This is a genomic window from Caldalkalibacillus mannanilyticus JCM 10596, assembly GCF_000615945.1.
In the GTDB taxonomy this organism is placed as follows: domain Bacteria; phylum Bacillota; class Bacilli; order Caldalkalibacillales; family JCM-10596; genus Bacillus_AT; species Bacillus_AT mannanilyticus.
Map to the genome: position 1 here is coordinate 1 of NZ_BAMO01000005.1, position 19,374 is coordinate 19,374.

The following is a 19,374-nucleotide window of genomic DNA, read 5'->3' on the forward strand; positions in this document are numbered from 1 at the left end:
CAAGAGCAAACTTATTTTTCCTACGCATCAGAATCTGGTAGATAGAATCTTGTTGATAATCTTCCTCCTCTCCCACCCACATCCGATGCAGCTCATTCGCCTTCTCTCTTCTCTGTAACATGCCCTCTATCCAGACGCCCATTAATTCTGGAAGGGACAATAACCGCAGCGTGTGACCCGTAGGAGCCGTGTCAAAAATAATCAGATCATAGTTGTTCAATCCTTGCTCTATAATATCAACCATTCGATCGAACATCGCAGCTTCATCCGCCCCTGGAGAAGCATGGGCAATATCAATTTGCTTTTCAATCTCTTGCATCATTTGTGGTCGAGTGATTCCTCTGAGGTTTTCCTTCACTCGCTGAATATAGAGTCTTGATTCATAAGCGGGATCAATCTCCTGTGCGTACAAATAAGGAGTCAGCTTCTTTTCCTCCCGTCCGATCTGCTGATTAAATAAATGCCCTGTGTTATGAGCAGGATCAGTAGATACAAGAAGCGTTTTTTACCCAGAGAGGAAGCAAAGAGAGCCGTAGCTGACGCCGTTGTGCTTTTTCCTACTCCACCTTTTCCTCCAAAGAACAAGAGTCGTTTTTGTAGTAATTCCTTGATCTCTCTCACCTCTTTTTCTTAACAACAGCGTATTCCTTCAATAGGGGATTGCTCCATGCCCATTCTCACATGCCACTCATGGAAACGTTCATAAATCACTGGGTATAATTCTAGAGTGTAATAAGAAACGGGATTAGGGATGCCTAGCATTTCACAGTAGCATAGCAATAAAAATAAATCTTCTTCATCCCGATGTGCTTTTTGAATCCCCCTGCGATACGTTACATAAAACAGTTCCTCATACATTTCCCAAAAGCTTTTCCACTTATCTGCTATGTTCATCCGCTTATATCCTCATTGATTGGCGGGTCCTTACGGTAAAATGCCGCGAACGCTTCTAATAGAATCCATAGCGCAAACCCTAAAATCATCGCCCCCAGAACAAAGAGAATCATTTTGTCCTCGACTCCCATCCATTGGAAGAAGATCTGCTGGGTCATTGCCCATATCGTCATAAATAGAATGAAGATCATCGGGATTAGCGTAGGAAGATAGTTTCGCCCTAATCTTTTTAGCCACACGGAGATAATGAGAAGCGTAATCCCCGCCAACAGTTGATTCGATGTACCAAACAAAGGCCATAGATGATAGCCTCCTCCTCCAAATCCTTGCGCTGTCCCAGGCATAAGCACCAATAAGGTACTTGTTCCGATTGCCAGCATGGTCGCTCCATGAGTACCTGTAATCGCCTTGAGCTTGTATTCCTTGCCGAGCTCAGCAATGATATAACGCATTAAACGTATCGATGTATCCAGACTTGTTGCAGCAAAGCTGATAACAATCACCGCTACAATGGTTCTTCCTATATCGCTCGGAATCCATAAACCAGTAGCTAACTGCGCTGCACCATTGACAAATGTCCCTAAGCCTGAACTACTGGCAGCAGCAAAGCTATGATATGTATCTAAAAAAGCACCTGTAGTGGCAAAAGCAGTAATCACCGCAATAATAGAGATTAAAGCAAGAGTCCCTTCCCCTACAGCCCCCAAATAGCCGACAAAACGAGCATCAGTTTCTCTGTCTAGCTGTTTGGAGGTCGTCCCTGAAGAAACAAGTCCATGAAAGCCTGAGATGGCTCCACAGGCTATAGTGATAAATAAAAGAGGAAACCAAGAAACATCCGTCGCTGCCATGTTAAAGGCAGGTGCCGTTACCTCTGGACGTAAAAAGAATAGTCCAGCATAAAGCACAAGGAGTCCAAGAATAAGCTGATGTGAATTGATATAATCTCGAGGCTGTAGGAGCTTCCACACTGGCAAAATAGATGCCACATAGCCATAGGCAAATAAAACAGCAATCCAAATAAGAAAGGCACTTTCCTTAGAGGTTAAACCAAATAAACCAGCTGCCTCAGCTCCGCCAAAATAGCGAACAAGATCGATTTGAAGCAGCTCTACTTTAGCCGTAATGACAGCCAATCCGTACATGACCACCAAGGCAACAATGGAGGGAAGGAGAATACTTCGGCTTTTCTTATACACGATATATCCAATCCATAGAGCAAGAGGTATTTCAATCATGACAGGGATCACACTGGCTGGGAAATTAATAAATAGATTGGCAATGACCCATGCAAACACGGCATTCACCATTAAGACGAGAATCAGAATGATAAAAAGAAATAAATTTTTCGCTCTCTTGCCAATGATTCGGCTTGCTAGCGTCCCCATTGAATTTCCTTTATGTCGATTGGAAATCACAATAGCACCGAAATCGTGAACTCCTGCGGCAAAAACCGTTCCAAGTAACACCCAGATGATCGCTGGTAACCATCCCCAATACACTGCAATAGCAGGACCTAATATGGGAGCAGCACCTGCGACGGAAGTAAAATGATGCCCCCATAAAATTTCTTTTCGTGTAGGGACAAAATCGACTCCATCATTAAACTGATGCGCAGGCGTTTTGAAGGTCGGGTCTAGTCGGTAAATTCTTTCTGCGATAAACGAAGAATAATAACGATAACCTAAAGCAAAAACAATCATTCCTGTAAGTGCTAATAGAACAGCGGTCAAATAAATTCCTCCTCTACGCCATTGTTAACGCTTTCGTTTCAGATGACAAATCCTACATGATCCTCCTTTCAACTAGATTAATTTACACATTTTACTATAATCTATCTTACTGAAAAAATAAATAGATTATTCTATATTTTCAATGAATAAAAAAGGTATGAACTAAAAAAGGCGTGTTACAGGAGTCTTCTCCTGCTAACACACCTTGGCTCACTATGTATTCTGGGTTTTAGCTTTTCATTCACTCGATTCTTCCGTGCCAACCTGTTGAGGTTTTGGAGGTCGTGGACCAAAATATTGATAGAAGTCGCAACGAATATTTCCACTAAATAATTTTCTTTTCTTCGTTGCCTTCTTGCCAAATAAGGTTTCAAACTCTTCATGCGCTGTAAAAATATAGTAAGACCATGTTGGAAGAGATTGAAAAATACGCCCCATTTTTCGGTACAATGCCTCAATCTCTTTCTTTTCTCCTAATCTTTCTCCATACGGAGGGTTACAGATGAGAGTTCCGTATTCTTCTTTCGAATCCAATTGGGCAATATCTCGGTGACGGAAGGTGATTTCATGACCAACTCCAGCTTCCTGAGCATTATGCTTAGATAATTCGCTCGCTTCCTTATCAATATCTGAGCCAATAATGGATAGCTTCTGATCGTATTTCGCCTTATCCTCTGCTTCCTCTAATGCCATCTCCCAAGCTTTTTTCGGGATCACTCCCCACTCCTCAGCGGCAAAGGAACGATTAAATCCAGGCGCTATATTTTGACCAATCAGGCAGCTTCAATTGGGATCGTTCCAGAACCACAGAACGGATCGATGAAGGGACGTTCTGGCTTCCATTTGCTGAGGAGAATTAATCCCGCTGCCATGGTTTCTTTCATTGGGGCTTCATTATGCAGACGGCGATATCCACGCTTATGCAATCCGGAACCACTGGTATCAATCGTCAACGTAGCTACATCGTTTAATAGAGCCACTTCAATTGTATATTGCGGACCATCTTCTGAGAACCATTGTACATGATAAGCGCTCTTAAGCTTCTCCACCACAGCTTTCTTCACGATCGCCTGACAATCGGAGATACTGAATAGCTTCGATTTCACCGATCTGCCAAGCACCGGAAATTGAGCGTTTTTCGGTAAAATATCCTGCCAGGGTAACGCCTTGGTTTGTTCAAATAAGGAGTCAAAGGTCAATGCCTTAAACTCACCAATTTTCCACTTGACTCGATCAGCCGCTCTTAGCCATAAATTGGATCTAGGAATCCCTGACCAATCTGTTGTATATGTTATTTTTCCGTTTTCAACCTTAATATCATCATAGCCTAGCTGTAGAACCTCTTCTTTTACTACGGATTCTAACCCAAAGGTAGATGTGGCAATTAACTCAATCTTCGACATGATTTGTCCCCTTACTTCTTCCTAAAATTTATCCCTTTCATTATATACAATTCACCCCTGATGATGCAAAAGGATGACTAAATGGGACAGGTCTTGCATATAGATTACTATCGTGAGAGAGGAGGCAACACTTCATGGAATGGTGGATCTTTGCTTTTATTAAAATTATAATTATTAATATCATTCTCAGTGGGGATAATGCAATTATTATTGCCATGGCAAGCAAAAACTTACCCGAGCATCAGAGGAAGCTGGCTATTTTTTGGGGAGCTTCTGGGGCTATACTACTAAGAATCCTCCTTACCCTTGTGGCTATCTATCTATTAAAAATCCCCTTCCTAATGACGGTCGGCGCCATTCTGCTACTCTGGATTGCTGTTAAACTAATGATTGCTGAAGAGGATCATTCAAGCATTGAGGCCCATCACCATCTTGGCAATGCAGTTATGACCATTATTATTGCTGATTTTGTCATGAGCCTAGATAATGTCATTGCGATTACAGCCGTAGCAAATGGAGATTTTTTTCTGATCAGTATTGGACTTCTCCTTAGTATTCCACTCATTATATGGGGAAGCACACTTATTCTAAGGTTGATCAATAAATTCCCCTCGCTTATCTACATTGGTGCAGCCATTCTAGGATTCACAGCAGGTGAAATGCTGCTCCATGACCCTAAATTGTCAACGATCTTATCCATTCTTAACAATGCCATTCACTATCTCCCATACATGGCTGCCCTGTTTGTCGTTGCGATTGGCTGGGGAGTCAATCAACTAAAAAGAGAAAACTCATTCTAGACAACTCGGAATGGTTTTCTCTCTGGAAAAATGGATGATACCTTTTCTTCTAACTATTTTCGTTAGGCACGATCACGATGATACAAGTCCACAATTTTTCTAACACTTTGATCGGTTCCTTGAATATTAGACACTAGTTGATCATATTGACTCGACTGTGTTTCTACAGTAGCAGTCAGTTCTTCAATCGTGCCTGTCATTTCCTCGATAACAGAAACAAAGCTATTTACTTCTTCCTCAATGTTCTTAGCAGATAGACGGATAAACTCGATTCTTTCATTTGCAGCCGAAACTTCATCTGACAGAATGTGCATGTTTTCATCGATTCGAGTGAACACTTCCTTGGTATCCTTGGTCATTCCTACACTGCGATCCATTTGCAGTACATTCTCTGTCATTTTTTCTTTCGTTGCATACGTCTTTTCATTTACAGCCTTCAGCTTTCCTTCTATTTTGTTCGCTGTGCTTGATGTTAAGTCAGCTAGCTTTCGAATCTCCTCAGCTACAACAGCAAATCCTCTTCCTGACTCTCCTGCTCTTGCCGCTTCAATTCCTGCATTTAAAGCTAATAGATTCGTTTGCGAGGCAATCTCTTGAATTGATTGGTTAAAGCTAGAGATCTCACTCACTTGATTTGTCAGATCATGAATTTCATCTGACATAGTAGCCATACTTTGTTGGAACTCATCCATGATTTTCAATAGTTGAATTACCATGTTCCACCTGCTGTGTCACCTGGCTTGCTTCTTCCGTTTTCTTTTCTAATAATTGCATAGAATCATCCATTAGCATCACTTTTTCTCCTGTTTCCTCAACGGATCTGCTGATGCTTGTAATCGATTCTGATTGATTCTCCATTCCAGTTGCAATTCCTTGAAATGCACGACTCATCTGATCTAAGGATTCCTTATTTTCTTCACTGCTCTCCCTAATATTATTCATATTATCTGAGATCATTTGAGTCTGTTCAATAAGGTTATCCTTCCTCTGCTTTTCTTGAGCCAGGAATTCGTGAGTTTGTTTTGAATTTTTTTCAAAAGCATCTAACAGATTGGACGCTATTTTTTGTTGGGCAAATAAGATAATACAAATTAGAACAAATACTAGAATACTTAATCCATACGTACTAGGTTCAATTTCTAGAACAGGACCATATTGAACAAAGAAAAAAGTCATAAGAGACGCACTTGTAAGGGTACCTGTTACTAAAATCGTTCTATTCATATAGAGCGCAGAAGTGACAAGCAGATAATACGTCATTAATACGGTAGCAAAAGTAGCGCTGCCATCATAAAACCAAGGATCAAGATCGTTAATCCGACAAAGGCTACATAAGGAACAATATTCGTTCCCTTGCGTAGATAATGAAGGACTCCAATTGTCCCCGTTGTGAGCGTTCCCATAATAACTGTTAGCAAGACGTTAATCAAAGGTCGCCCAAGTACAAGCTGAATAAGAAACGCAACAATGACTGAAAATACAAAGACTTTGAAAATGAGAGCATTTTGTTGATGTTTTACCTCATCCTTAACACTTACTGATGTCGTCATAATATTCCTCCTATGTAGAATCCATGACCCATGATGAAGACATAGATGACGAATTCTAGTTGCCTGTCAGATACATTATATTGAAAAATAAACCGTTATTCACCATTCAATTATTACCAATTATTCTTTTCTCTTGAAACTAATATTTAGAGTCAACAAACACAAAAAAACCACCCTGACCATACATGGTCCGGTGGTTTGATTTAATATGATAAAGGTATTTATACACCTACTACTTGAGCTTGTCGAACACTTTGACCAACCCTTTTCCCTTTTCCATATGGCACACAAAGAGGTGTTCCAAATAAAGGATCAGAGATAACATCACAAGGTAGGCCAAACACATTTTTCATTAAAGAAGGCGTAATTGTGTCCTCTGGTCGTCCTTCAGCCACAATCTTCCCACTCTTAATAGATACGATATAATCGGCATAACGGCAGGCTAGATTGATGTCGTGCAGAACCATGACAATGGTTCTCTGCTCCTCCTGATTCAAATCATATAATAAATCAAGAATCTCTATTTGGTGAGCTAGATCAAGATATGTTGTTGGTTCATCTAGAAGAATGGTATCTGAGCCCTGAGCCAACGTCAACGCAATCCAAGCTCGTTGCCTTTGACCGCCTGAGAGTGAATCGACTGGTCTCTCCATCAACTCCGTCATCTTGGTAAGTCGAAGCGCCTTCATAACCATCTCTTCATCTTTTTCTGACCATTGATTCAGCCAATTTTGATAAGGATATCTGCCCTGCTTCACCAATTGCAGGACGGTTAATCCTTCAGGGGCAACGGGACCTTGTGGAAGGATCGCTAATCTCTTCGCTAATTCTTTTGTTGGCCACTTAGATATCAATTGACCTTCGATATCAATTTGACCTTTTTCAGGTTTCAATAATCGTGCCAACGAGCGGAGTAAAGTCGATTTTCCAGATCCATTACTTCCAATAAAGACGGTTATTTTACCCTTCGGTATCGTCAGACTAAGTTCCTCTATTATAGGTTTTTCTCCGTAGGAGATGACTAAATCCTTCGTCTTTATCGCTTGCATTGCCTTCCCTCCATTAAACTACAAGATGAAGATAATGATATTCATTATCATTTGATCCCTTCTAGTTTATCACCTATGGGCTCCAGCGTCAAATACGAATTGCATTATTCTGTATATAATGGCAGAGTAATTCTTACCTCTGTCCCCTTCTCCGGTTCACTTCGATACCCTACCTTTCCTTTCATCGCTTCAATAATTCGAATCGATACAGCCGTCCCTAACCCCGTTCCTTTATCTCGCGTTGTATAAAAAAACGTTCCTATCTTCTTAAGCTGTTCCTTCGTCATTCCCTTACCCGTATCTTCAATCACTATTTCTACACATTTTCGGTTGGCTCTTGATGTGATCCTAACTTGTCCCCCCTCATCTGTCGCCTCTATTCCATTCTTGATGATATTGATTAAGGCTTGTTGTAAATGATTTCGATCTACTTGTATTTTCACATTTTCTTCAAGCTCCTTCTCCAAACGAACGCCGTACCTTGTCGCAATGGGTTCAAGTAGGAGGTGAATATCAGTAAGCAATTCCTTCGAGTCAAGTACCTCTGGCTTTGTAATCTGGGGTTTGGCAAAGTGTAAATAATCATTAATAATCGTTTCTGCTCGTGCCAGTTCACTTAAAGCAAGAGAGTAATAATAATCATTTTGTTCTTTTGGATTTTGTTGAAGAAGCTGTAGAAAGCCTTTAACCACTGTTAAGGGATTACGCACTTCATGAGCAATAGAAGCAGCCAGTTCTCCTAACGTATTCAATTTTTCAGCCTGTTGAATCTCTTGTTTCATCACCTGTCGTTCAATAGAAACCTCCTCAAGCATCGCAGCCAGACCAATACTGACAAAATGAATCGTCAGAAAGAGAGAAATATAGACCACAGAATCACTTTGTATATCAATTGTATTTCCCATAGATAAGTAAACAAACAAAATAGAAAAGGAAATAAAAGATGGCCATATCCCTACAAGAATCGCCACACTAATCCTTTTTAATGGAGGATAGGTGAGAAAACGCTTGGCAAAGAGAAAAGGAACTATAGATGCTAAGATACAACTAAAATATCCAAAATAGAGCGCATCCCCTCCCATATAGACTCGAGTCGCTAGGATGGTGATACAAACGATTACTCCAGCAATGGGCCCCCCATACAAAAAGGCTAACACCAAAGGAACATATCGCAAGTCCCAGTACAAGCCGAAACTGTAATAGGAAAAAACCATACTGAGAAATGCAGCTACTCCTTGGATTAAACCAATCACAACGGGGGAATACCCCATTTTCGATCGGTCATAGAAAAAACTATAGATAAATACGGGAATAAGGATAATTAAAACATGTAAGAGCAGCTTTTCAGCAAACATGGGAATCTTTCCTTCCGAGAATCATACTACTTCGAAATTACTAGAAAAATGAGAGATTTGCAATATAATAATCTTCTTTTTCCAAAGTTTCCTTCTTGTTTCATACAAAAACATTCTTTTTTCCCCTCAAAAAAAGATCCTGCGCACGGCAGAATCCCTTATTATCTTTCCTTTATTTTCTTAGAAATGCTTGTAGCATCCAAAGATGTTTTTCTAAATTGGTTTGAATATGAGTGAGCATATCAGCTGTAGGTCCATCATTGGCTTGTTCAGCTACCTCAACCCCTGCTTTAATTTCATTGATAAGGATAGTAAAATTATTCGCTATTTCTTGAACCATCTGCCCAGCATTTTCATTCCCTTTTGCCTCTGTGATAGAGGACTGCTGTAAAAAATCTCTCATGGTCGCAACAGGGTTCCCTTGGATCGCCAATATTCTTTCGGCAAGCTCATCAATGTAGGTAGCAAACTCTGTATAGAACTCTTCGAATTTAGTGTGGAGTTCAAAAAAACCTTCTCCTTTGACATACCAATGGTAATTGTGAAGCTTTACATACAAAATACTAAAATTGGAGATCTGCTTATTTAATACTTCTGTCACGCTTTGCTTTGTTGACATTTGGGACATAACGAACACCCTCCTTCAAAATACTAGACTACTCGTTACTTTCCCCAAAGCATAGAAAATTAAACACCTTGTCCCTATTTGTCACATTACGTTCACTTTTATAAATAATGCATACTCCTTTCTTATTCAGTAAAAAAACCCCTCCTATAGGGAAGGGGTCTTGAGTTTTACACTATTTGTGATCTTCAGGCTTATATTCATTAACCCAATAATCTGCATTTTTGATTCCTAACTTCTCAGGATTAAATACAGGATCGAGTCCTTGTTTCTTTTGCTCCTCATAGTCTTTCAACGTTTTTAAAGCTGGTTTCGCTAAGATTAAGATGGCAATCAGGTTCAGCCAAACCATCAGACCAAGCCCCACATCTCCTAATGCCCAAGCCAAGTCAGCTTCACGAATTGCACCGAAGAAGACAGCTAGCAATAAGACAATCTTTAACAAAAACATCGATATATTTCGATAAGAACCACGAGCTAAGTAAGCAATATTCGTTTCAGCAATGTAATAGTAAGCCATAATCGTAGTAAAAGCAAAGAAGAATAAGGCAACAGCGACAAAGGCAGCTCCAAATCCAGGTATGACAGATTCAATTGCCGCTTGCGTATAACCAGCTCCTGCTGGCACCTCAGATAGATAATTAACAATAAATCCACCTTCAACATTAGGATCAACCGTATTATACATATTTGTGAATAAAATCATGAACGCTGTAGCTGAACATACAAGGAGTGTATCAATATAAACAGAAAATGATTGCACTAAGCCTTGTTTAGCAGGGTGAGATACATTGGCTGCTGCCGCCGCATGGGTCCTGTCCCCTGACCTGCTTCATTTGAATAGATGCCTCGTTTAACTCCCCAAGCGATCGCTAAACCAATAATACCACCGAAAGCGGCATCGACACCAAAAGCACTAGAAACAATTAAAGAAATAACAGCGGGTAATTCCTTAATATTAACCATAATAATAATAAGAGATAATAGGATGTAAGCAAGAGCCATGAATGGAACCACAAATTGAGCTACATTAGCAATACGCTTAACTCCTCCAAAGATAATAACACCTATAATGGCAATAAGTATGCTTGCTGTAATATAAGCATTTAAGTTGAAAGCGTTTTCTACTGCTACCGCGATTGAATTTGCTTGAATCCCCGGCATCAGTAAACTCATAGAAAGTAGAGCAGAGAAAGCAAAGATAACGGCATACCATTTCCAACCGATCCCTTTTTCAATATAATAGGCAGGTCCCCCACGGTATAAGCCATCTTGTTTTTCCTTATAAATTTGCGCTAGCGTTGATTCGATAAACGCACTAGATGCTCCAATAAAAGCAATCATCCACATCCAGAAAACGGCTCCAGGTCCACCAAAAGCAATCGCAGTCGCTGTTCCTGCAATATTACCTGTACCTACACGACCAGAAAGTGCAATCGATAAGGCTTGGAAAGAAGACACACCCGCTTCAGAGCTTTTCCCCTTAAACATCAGTAACACCATTTCTTTAATATGTCTGACCTGTAAAAAGCGTGTCAGGATGGAGAAAAGCAATCCCACTCCTAGACAAAAATAAATCATAGGTGTACTCCACAAGACGTCATTTAACCAACCAACTACTTCATTCAAATTTCTTACCCCCTCAATTATCTATATATGTCCAAGTGCTACATTCAAATTATATATGATGAATCAGGATTTGAAAATGTTAAAAAACTTTCACATCTATAAAAATTCATTTTTTATACTAAATATTTATTTTTTTTATGAATAAATATTGAATTTTTTTACAAATAATAATACTGTTATCAATTTCGGATGAAGGGTAGGAAGATATGAATAAGATGTCCTTAGAAGCAGATCAACTGATTATTGGAGTAGATGTAGGATCAACAACAGTCAAAGCCACTGTGATTCATCCCCAGACCAAAGAAATTCTCTGGGCAGACTATCAACGCCATCATACGAAGCAAGCTGAGAAAGTGCTTGATTTCCTTGTCACGATTGGCAATGAATTTGCCCATATCCCTCAAGAAAACATTCGTATTTTCATGACAGGCTCAGGAAGTGGTCCCCTCTGTGAGCATGTAGGAGCGAAATTTGTTCAAGAAGTAAATGCAGTGACAATGGCTGTAGAGTATCTCCACCCTGATGTAGGAAGCGTGATTGAATTAGGAGGACAGGATGCCAAGATCATCATTTTTAAGGAGAACGAAGAAACAGGAGACAAACAAGCCCTGACTTCGATGAATGACAAATGCGCTTCTGGGACAGGAGCCACCATTGACAAATGTATTATCAAGGTTGGTATGCCGATGGATGAGGCTGGTAAGCTGCATTTCAATGATGAAAGCTTCATCATGTTGCAGCAAAATGCGGTGTATTTGCTGAAACAGATATCGTTAATCTGGTCAAAAGTGGAATTCCCTCTGAGGAAATCATGTGTTCTCTCGCTGATGCTATCGTCATGCAGAACCTTTCCGTATTGACCCGCGGAAACACCCTTCGCCATCGGGTTCTTCTGCTTGGTGGGCCCAATACATACCTCCCCTTTTTACAGGAATGCTGGCGCCTGCGAATCCCTCAAACATGGGAGGATCGTGGATATAACTACCCAAAAGATATGGCGATTGAAGACTTAATCTTTGTTCCAGAAAATGCTCAATACTTCGCTGCTTATGGTGCCGTGATGTATGGCATGCATGAGCCTGCAGGAGTAGGACAATATACGGGACTGGAGAGCTTGAAAGAATTTATTCTACATGGAAGAAAATCCAAGCTAGGAGAAAAAGCCGGTCCCCCCTTAAATAAAAATAGTGAGGAATTAGAGGAATTTCGCCGTCAATATAGCATCCCGAAATTTACATCTGCTACTTTTTCTAAGGGGCAGGTCATTAGAGGCGTAGTAGGTCTTGATGGAGGATCTACCTCATCCAAAGCAGTCCTAGTATCTGAAGAAGGAGAGATCCTCTTAAAGGAGTACCAGCTTTCGAAGGGAAACCCCATCGAAGATACCAAGGAAATGTTGCAAAGGCTTTATGAAAAAGTAGCGAATCAAGGGGCAAGCTTAGAAATCATTGGCTTTGGAGCCACTGGTTATGCAGCAGATGTGTTAGAAAAGACCTTGAAAGCAGATGTTAATATTGTCGAAACAGTGGCTCATATGATGAGTGCCGTTCATCATTTTGGTGATGTTGATGTGATCTGCGATATCGGGGGACAAGATATCAAAGTCCTGTTCATGAAAAATGGAGATATTCGCAATTTCCGTTTATCTAATCAGTGTTCCGCAGGAAATGGCATGCTCCTCCAAGCCATGGCGGATCAATTTGGTATTCCTATTCAAGAATATGCAGATACCGCTTTTTCAGCCGAATTATCTCCAAGCTTCTCCTACGGCTGTGCCGTGTTTCTAGATGCAGACCGAGTCAACTTTCAGAAAGAAGGCTACTCCAAGGAAGAATTGCTTGCCGGTTTAGCTTTGGTTCTGCCTAAGAATGTGTGGCAATACGTGGTGCAGATTCCGCGGATGGCAGAGCTAGGAAGAAAATTCGTCCTGCAAGGAGGAACACAATATAATCTGGCGGCTGTAAAAGCCCAAGTGGATTATATTAAGCAGCGTGTTCCTGATGCAGAGGTTTTTGTCCATCCTCATCCAGGGGAAGCGGGAGCACTAGGAGCGGCTATGGAAACATTACGAGTGGTAAAGCGCCGCGGGTATTCTACCTTCCTAGGTCTGGATGCAGCGATCCACCTCAAATATCTCACTCGTAACGATGAATCCACAAGGTGTACCTTCTGTCCTAATCATTGCAGCCGTACCTTCATCGATTCCGAAACTCCAGACGGACAGATTGCACGTTATATCTCAGGATTTAGCTGTGAAAAGGGAACTGTGGAGGATTTGGATGCTGTGAAGAAATTAATGCAAGAGAGGCAAAAGCTGAAGAAGCACTACCCCAATCTAGTGGACTATGAAGCGAAGAGGATGTATCAGCATTTCTATGATCCCGAGCCGGTCCCCGAAGAAGGAGCTCCTGTGCAGGATACCAAACTAGAAAAAAGCTGGTTTGGGCTAGGCGGTTTACGCCGCACGAGCTATCAGCGAGGCTTTACTCGTTCATCAGAAGAAAGCAGAGAGCATCGGGCTCAGTTGCGCATTGGTATCCCGCGTGTACTCAATATTTGGTCCACGGCTCCTTTTTGGCGAACCTATTTTGAAACGTTGGGGATCGATAAGAGCCATATTGTCTTTAGTGATTTTACAAGTGAGGAAATGTGGCAGGAGGGTGGAAAATATGGTTCGATTGACCCTTGCTATCCATCTAAGGTCGCTCAAGCCCATGTTCATAATCTGTTGTTCAAGCATCATGAACGTAAGCCATTGAATTACATTTTCTTCCCTTGTATTACTCATATCCCTACTCACTTACAAAATGTGATGGACTCCACAAGCTGCCCTATTGTAGCCGGAGCTCCAAATGTCATCAAAGCCTCTTTCACCAAGGAAATTAATTTCTTTGAAACAAGAGGAATCTCTTATCTTGATCCAGCCGTTAGCTTCACAGAGCAAAACCTGATGCGCAAGCAACTATTCGAAGCCTTCGGTGACATTCTTCAAGTAACAGAGGACGAGAATGATTTTGCCGTGGATCAGGCTTGGATCGCCCTGAATCAATTCGATCAAGAGATGCAGGATCGTGGGAAAGAAATACTAGAGCAAATCGAACAAGAAAACCGGCTGGCTATTCTGATGATTGGTCGCCCTTATCACTCTGATCCAGGGCTCAACCACAGCGTCCTTGAAGAATTTCAGGTGTTAGGCTATCCCATTCTCTCCATGCGCTCTATCCCTAAGGATGAAGCATGGTTGCGCCGTTTCTTCCAGGAAGACTTAGAGAGCGGACGAGTAGACCATGCCTTAGAAGTTACCGATGTTTGGCCAGAGAATTTCAGCTCCAACAGTGTCCAAAAGGTCTGGGCAGCTAAATTCGCCGCTCGTCATCCTAATGTAGCCGTACTGGACCTCTCCAGCTTCAAATGTGGTCATGATGCCCCAACCTATGGCTTGATTGACTCCATCATTTCAACGGCTGGAACTCCTTACTCTGCCTTACATGATATCGATGCGAACAAACCAGGTGGTTCCATCAAGATTCGAGTCAAGACGTATGCACATAGCCTAGGGTTGCATGAAGAACGCCTAGAAGACCTAGCACAGAAGAAAGAAGAGCTGGAGAAGCTTATCGCCCAAAAACGGGATGAACTGATCAAGCGTTCCAATACAAAGGATCAAGTCATCTAGAACTGACGTATCATCATACTACTCATTTGAAAGGAGAACATCACATACGATGAACAAATTGCTTGATCAAGATAAATCGATTATCGCTTTTGAAGAAGCATTACGTGAATACCAGAATGAACAGGAGGCTGCTTTAGGGTTAGATCAGCCGACACGAAGCCAATGGTTTGACCCTGTGCCCCGACAATTTTTAATGAAAGATAAGGCATCCACCACGATTCTTTTTGGCGGCTTAACCATGGCGCACGACTACCTTGTTGAAGGAGCCTTGAGTGGGTTGGGCTATAAGGTACAGCATCTAGATTGTCCAGATAACGCTTCCCTGCGTTATGGCAAAGAATTTGGAAATCGTGGACAATGTAACCCGACCTACTTCACGGTAGGAAATTTGATTAAGTACCTCAGTTATCTACGTGATGAGAAGGGCATGTCAAAGGACGAGATTGTTCGAAGCTTCCTCTTTGTCACCAGCGGGTCTTGCGGTCCCTGCCGCTTCGGAACCTATGTAACGGAATATCGTAAAGCACTGCGAGATGCTGGATTTGATGGCTTTCGTGTTCTCCTTTTCCAACAGCAAAGCGGTCTCAAACAAGTAACAGGGGATGAGTCAGCACTGAAGCTCAACTCCACCTTCTTCTTTAGCTTCTTAAAAGCTGTTTTCATTGGCGATATTCTTAATGCGATCGGATACCGCATTCGCCCCTATGAGGTCATTCCTGGCTCAACGAATGAAGCTCTAGAGCGTTGCAAAAAGATCTTATACGATGCCTTTCTGCACCGTCGCTGGCTTATTCCTGCCCTGCGTAAGTGTCGCAAAGAGCTTCGTGCGGTGCAGGTAGACCGAATGCAGGTCAAGCCCAAAGTCAGTATTATTGGTGAGTTCTGGGCAATGACCACCGAAGGAGACGGAAATTATCAGCTACAGCGTTTTCTAGAGCAAGAAGGAGCAGAAGTAGAGGTACAATCCGTCACAGCATGGCTGCTTTTCCTGATTTGGGAGGTGCGCTATGACACACAAAAACGCATCAATCTTCGGGAAAGTGATGGAGGGAAACATGGACTTAAAGGGAAAAATCCTATCAAAACACTATGGGCGCTTGCCGTAGCCGATAAAGCCATTCGCGTCTTATTCCAATCCTACGCCTATGCCCTTGGGCTGTATCGTTACCATTTACCGAACATGGATGAAATCGCTCAGATTGCTCATGAGCACTATAATAATCATGTCCGTGGCGGCGAAGGTCACATGGAGGTCGGCAAGCTGATTCTGAATGTCAAGAAACGCAAAGTGAATATGACCGTTTCTGTAAAGCCCTTTGGCTGCATGCCTTCTTCAGGGGTGTCAGATGGAGTCCAATCTCTGATCACAGAGCGTTATCCTGAGGCTATTTTCCTCCCCATCGAAACGACTGGTGATGGAGCGATCAACGTACAAAGTCGTGTTCAGATGATGCTTTTCAAAGCAAAACAAGCGGCACAGAAGGAATTTGACGAAGCACTCTCTCACAAGAAAACAACGGCAGAGAAAATTCGTGATACCTTCCGCGTATCCAATTGGACAAATCCTCTTCGAACCACAAGACATGTTGTAGGCTGTACAGCCGCCAATGCGGTGTATGGGATGAAAAGCTGGTTTTCGTTGAAAAAATAAAATAGCCGAGTAAAATATCAGTTAAGCTGAAAAGAGGGAAGCTCCTGTAAGTTAGGAAGCTTCCCTCTTTTTAGTTTTCCCTTTAAAAATAGTACAACTAGTTCTAAAAACGAAAAAAATACAATAAAAATAAATGGAAGCATGGAAGCATTTACCTTACTAACGAAAGGTAAACCATTCAAATAAGATCTAAGGGGGATGTACAGTGAAAAAGAAAATATCACTGGTGTTATTGGGCTTATTGCTGATCGTATCTTTATTCTTAACAGCTTGTACGAAATCACCATCTGACACCACAGAGCCTGACACAACGGATACAGAGCAAGCTTCCGAGGAGGAAGCAGAGGATTTATCTACACAGGTTGCTGGAGAGGATGGCTGGATAAGAGCCACAGACAAATCCAAAATACCCGCCTCTTCCAAAAAACGTACTGATACAATCATTGTTGGTATGGGAGAAACCCAAGGAATTTTTAACCCCATCTTCTACAGTACTACGTATGATCGCTATGTGAATGACGTGTTATTTAGTAAATTAGTAGAAGTTGATTTAGATGGAGGATACATTCCAGCCATCGCTAAAAGCTGGGATATCTCTGAAGATGGCTTAACGTATACCTTCCATTTACGCGATGATGTCCACTTCTCTGATGGCACACCGCTGACGGCGAAGGATGTTGAATTTACCTATCATGTTTATCTCGACCCTACCTATGACGGGCAATCAGACCTATCCAAGGCAGTCATTAAAGGAACGGATGCCTATAAGAATGGGGATGCCGAGCGCATTGAAGGAATTACCATTGTGGATGACCACACTATTCAAATAGATGTGGAAGAATCCAGATCACCTACATTAGGCTTAATCGGAGCTTTAGGTATCGTTCCCAAGCATTACTATGGAGAAAACTATAGTAAAGGAAATCTTAGTCATATGCAATCCCTTCATCAGAAGCCCCTAGGCAGTGGAGCCTATGTCTTTGAACGCTATATTCCTGGTCAGGAGGTACGCCTTGTTGCCAACGAGGCTTACTGGAAAGGCGCACCAAATATCAAGAACCTCATCTTCAAATCCACCACCAATGAAACAGATATTCAGATGATTCAAACAGGCGAAACGGATTTTGAAGAAGGCATTTCTGTCAATCGGGATAACGTTGACCTCTTGAAAACATTCGGTTTTGTCGATATGAATCTTCTACCCAACAATGGCTACGGTTATATTGCCTTTAATCATAACCTTCCTAAATTTCAAGATAAGCGAGTCAGGCAGGCACTCACCTATGGCTTAAATCGCGAGGATATTGTGTATGCTGTTTTCCAGGAATATGCAGATGTTCTGAACATTCCTCAATCGCGTGTTTCTTGGGCTTATCCCGCCGAAGAAGATATCAATCAATATGAATTTGACCTTGAAAAAGCAAACGCTCTTCTAGATGAAGCTGGCTGGGAAGTAGGATCAGACGGCTACCGCTATAAGGATGGAGAGAAATTCGTCATTTATTTTGCTGCCACCTCTCCCAATGTGGTCAACGATGCCATTATCCCTTATGCCACAGAAAGCTATAAAGAGCTAGGAATTGAATTCATTCCAGAGCAATTAGAGTTTAACGCGGTCGTTCAAAAGAAACAGTCTGGCGATTTTGACATGTTATTCTTGGCTTGGGGGCTGACCAATGAACCAGATCCAACCAATCTATTTCATACGACTGGCTCCCAGAATGATTTAGGCTACTCTAATCCAGAAGCAGATCGCTTAATGGAAGCCGGACTAAAAGAGCTGGACAGAGAGAAACTAAAGCAAATCTATCATGAATTATATCAAGTGCTTAATGATGATCTTCCGTATATCTTCATGTACCAGAGATACAACATGAATACGATCAACTCCCGAATTCAAGGCTTTGATTTTTCTCCATATCGCTATTTTTCAGAAAGTATTTACATGGCTGAGATGGAGTAATTTTTAGACTATATGGGGCGCGACTCACGCCAATCCAGCGGCTGAGTTGCTCCCTCATTAGAGGAGGGAAGATATGAAGCAATTTGTAATTCGAAGACTGATTCAAAGCATCCCTACCTTATTAGGTGCCTCAATCCTCATCTTTCTTATTTTTGCCTTGGCTCCTGGAGATTACATTACAGCCCAAGGCAATCCGAATTTAACAGAAGAAAGAGCCGCCGAGCTCAGAGCCATCTACGGACTGGATAAGCCCCTCCCAGAACGCTATATTATATGGATGGGCAACTTCTTAAAAGGAGAGTTGGGAGACTCCCTCCTCTTTAAACAACCTGTCAAGGATGTGCTCAAGACTTTTATCTGGAACTCTTTTATTATCGCTTTAGCTGTTCTTGTTTTGCAGTGGACGATTGCCTCTGTTGTAGGTATTTTTGCCGCCATCAAACAATATTCCATCTATGATTCTCTCGTGACACTTCTGGTTTTTCTAGCCATGTCCCTTCCTTCTTTTTTCATTGGACTTCTTTTTCTTAAGCTTTTTGCCGTAGATTATCAGATCTTTCCCTTAGGCGGAAAAATCACCACAGGCAGTAATTATACTGGACTAGCCTATGTCTGGGATGTCATGAAGCATATGGCTCTTCCTGTGATTGTCTTAACTCTATTAAGTATAGGTGGACTTACACGCTATTTTCGTACCAATATGCTAGAGGTGATCAAGCAGGATTATGTTCGTACTGCCAGAGCGAAGGCTTAAAGGAACGTGTGGTTATTTTCAAGCACGCCTTACGCAACGCTTTATTGCCCTTGATCACATTGTTTGCTCTTGAATTGCCTGCTTTATTTTCAGGAGCCATTATCACCGAAAAAATTTTTAACTGGCCTGGCATGGGAAAAGTGGCTTTAGACGGGATTTTCCAGAGAGACTACCCCTTGCTTCTTGGCTTCCTGATGCTTCTTGCTCTACTGACCGTCATAGCAAATATTCTTGCCGATGTACTTTATGGAGCTGCCGATCCTCGGGTTAGGCAGAAGTAGGAGGGATATGA

The 19,374-nt window shown here is 41.8% G+C and carries 11 protein-coding genes and 5 pseudogenes; 5 read left to right on the top strand and 11 right to left on the bottom strand.

The genetic code is table 11. The annotated features are described in order from the left end of the window. The 4 genes and pseudogenes from JCM10596_RS23705 to JCM10596_RS23710 all read right to left on the bottom strand — a co-directional run. Positions 1–621: pseudogene (locus JCM10596_RS23705) on the bottom strand (ArsA family ATPase); the annotation flags it as partial. 9 nt (positions 622–630) lie between these two features. Beyond that, on the bottom strand, positions 631–858 hold the full coding sequence (locus JCM10596_RS03975; protein WP_439644801.1) for a cory-CC-star protein: 228 nt from the start codon (positions 856–858) through the stop codon (positions 631–633). Positions 859–890: 32 nt separating this feature from the next. Beyond that, the gene (locus JCM10596_RS03980) at positions 891–2,627 is read right to left on the bottom strand and encodes a carbon starvation CstA family protein (RefSeq protein ID WP_025026029.1); all 1,737 of its coding nucleotides are present in this window, start codon (positions 2,625–2,627) and stop codon (positions 891–893) included. Positions 2,628–2,864: 237 nt separating this feature from the next. Further along, a pseudogene (locus JCM10596_RS23710) lies at positions 2,865–4,030 on the bottom strand (THUMP domain-containing class I SAM-dependent RNA methyltransferase). Positions 4,031–4,164: 134 nt separating this feature from the next. On the opposite strand from JCM10596_RS23710, the gene JCM10596_RS03990 reads away from it, so the two are divergent. Next, positions 4,165–4,830 carry a TerC family protein gene (locus JCM10596_RS03990; RefSeq protein ID WP_025026030.1) on the top strand — a complete coding sequence of 222 codons (666 nt, stop codon included), beginning with the start codon at positions 4,165–4,167 and terminating at the stop codon, positions 4,828–4,830. Between the two features lie 62 nt (positions 4,831–4,892). On the opposite strand, the gene JCM10596_RS29995 is transcribed toward JCM10596_RS03990, so the two are convergent. From JCM10596_RS29995 to JCM10596_RS23715, 7 genes and pseudogenes are all read right to left on the bottom strand, one after another. After that, positions 4,893–5,546, bottom strand: coding sequence for a methyl-accepting chemotaxis protein (locus JCM10596_RS29995; protein WP_025026031.1), 654 nt, complete (start codon positions 5,544–5,546; stop codon positions 4,893–4,895). Then, the gene (locus tag JCM10596_RS04000; protein WP_148302505.1) at positions 5,515–6,006 is read right to left on the bottom strand and encodes a methyl-accepting chemotaxis protein; all 492 of its coding nucleotides are present in this window, start codon (positions 6,004–6,006) and stop codon (positions 5,515–5,517) included. Before JCM10596_RS04000 ends, JCM10596_RS29995 begins: the two co-directional genes overlap by 32 nt. A gap of 83 nt (positions 6,007–6,089) precedes the next feature. Then, the gene (locus JCM10596_RS04005) at positions 6,090–6,380 is read right to left on the bottom strand and encodes a DUF2921 domain-containing protein (RefSeq protein WP_025026033.1); all 291 of its coding nucleotides are present in this window, start codon (positions 6,378–6,380) and stop codon (positions 6,090–6,092) included. Positions 6,381–6,601: 221 nt separating this feature from the next. Beyond that, a complete protein-coding gene (locus tag JCM10596_RS04010; RefSeq protein WP_025026034.1) occupies positions 6,602–7,429 on the bottom strand; it encodes an ABC transporter ATP-binding protein in 828 nt (275 codons plus the stop codon). A gap of 104 nt (positions 7,430–7,533) precedes the next feature. Continuing rightward, the gene (locus tag JCM10596_RS04015; RefSeq protein ID WP_025026035.1) at positions 7,534–8,784 is read right to left on the bottom strand and encodes an ATP-binding protein; all 1,251 of its coding nucleotides are present in this window, start codon (positions 8,782–8,784) and stop codon (positions 7,534–7,536) included. 172 nt (positions 8,785–8,956) lie between these two features. After that, a complete protein-coding gene (locus JCM10596_RS04020) occupies positions 8,957–9,403 on the bottom strand; it encodes a Dps family protein (RefSeq protein WP_025026036.1) in 447 nt (148 codons plus the stop codon). A 181-nt stretch (positions 9,404–9,584) separates the two neighbouring features. Further along, a pseudogene (locus JCM10596_RS23715) lies at positions 9,585–11,038 on the bottom strand (alanine/glycine:cation symporter family protein). Positions 11,039–11,244: 206 nt separating this feature from the next. On the opposite strand from JCM10596_RS23715, the pseudogene JCM10596_RS23720 reads away from it, so the two are divergent. From JCM10596_RS23720 to JCM10596_RS23725, 4 genes and pseudogenes are all read left to right on the top strand, one after another. Beyond that, positions 11,245–14,714, top strand: a pseudogene (locus JCM10596_RS23720) (BadF/BadG/BcrA/BcrD ATPase family protein). A 49-nt stretch (positions 14,715–14,763) separates the two neighbouring features. Then, positions 14,764–16,365: a 2-hydroxyglutaryl-CoA dehydratase gene (locus JCM10596_RS04035; RefSeq protein WP_025026037.1), complete on the top strand. Its 1,602-nt coding sequence runs from the start codon at positions 14,764–14,766 to the stop codon at positions 16,363–16,365. A 205-nt stretch (positions 16,366–16,570) separates the two neighbouring features. Next, the gene (locus JCM10596_RS04045) at positions 16,571–18,328 is read left to right on the top strand and encodes an ABC transporter substrate-binding protein (RefSeq protein ID WP_025026038.1); all 1,758 of its coding nucleotides are present in this window, start codon (positions 16,571–16,573) and stop codon (positions 18,326–18,328) included. Between the two features lie 73 nt (positions 18,329–18,401). After that, positions 18,402–19,363: pseudogene (locus JCM10596_RS23725) on the top strand (ABC transporter permease). The last annotated feature ends 11 nt before the right edge of the window (positions 19,364–19,374 follow it).

Coding starts and splice junctions, on each gene's coding strand:
- JCM10596_RS04020 (WP_025026036.1), bottom strand. CDS start 9,403: ATGTCAACAAAGCAAAGCGTGACAGAAGTATTAAATAAGCAGATCTCC.
- JCM10596_RS03975 (WP_439644801.1), bottom strand. CDS start 858: ATGTATGAGGAACTGTTTTATGTAACGTATCGCAGGGGGATTCAAAAA.
- JCM10596_RS04035 (WP_025026037.1), top strand. CDS start 14,764: ATGAACAAATTGCTTGATCAAGATAAATCGATTATCGCTTTTGAAGAA.
- JCM10596_RS29995 (WP_025026031.1), bottom strand. CDS start 5,546: ATGGTAATTCAACTATTGAAAATCATGGATGAGTTCCAACAAAGTATG.
- JCM10596_RS03990 (WP_025026030.1), top strand. CDS start 4,165: ATGGAATGGTGGATCTTTGCTTTTATTAAAATTATAATTATTAATATC.
- JCM10596_RS04000 (WP_148302505.1), bottom strand. CDS start 6,006: ATGACTTTTTTCTTTGTTCAATATGGTCCTGTTCTAGAAATTGAACCT.
- JCM10596_RS04015 (WP_025026035.1), bottom strand. CDS start 8,784: ATGTTTGCTGAAAAGCTGCTCTTACATGTTTTAATTATCCTTATTCCC.
- JCM10596_RS04010 (WP_025026034.1), bottom strand. CDS start 7,429: ATGCAAGCGATAAAGACGAAGGATTTAGTCATCTCCTACGGAGAAAAA.
- JCM10596_RS04005 (WP_025026033.1), bottom strand. CDS start 6,380: ATGACGACATCAGTAAGTGTTAAGGATGAGGTAAAACATCAACAAAAT.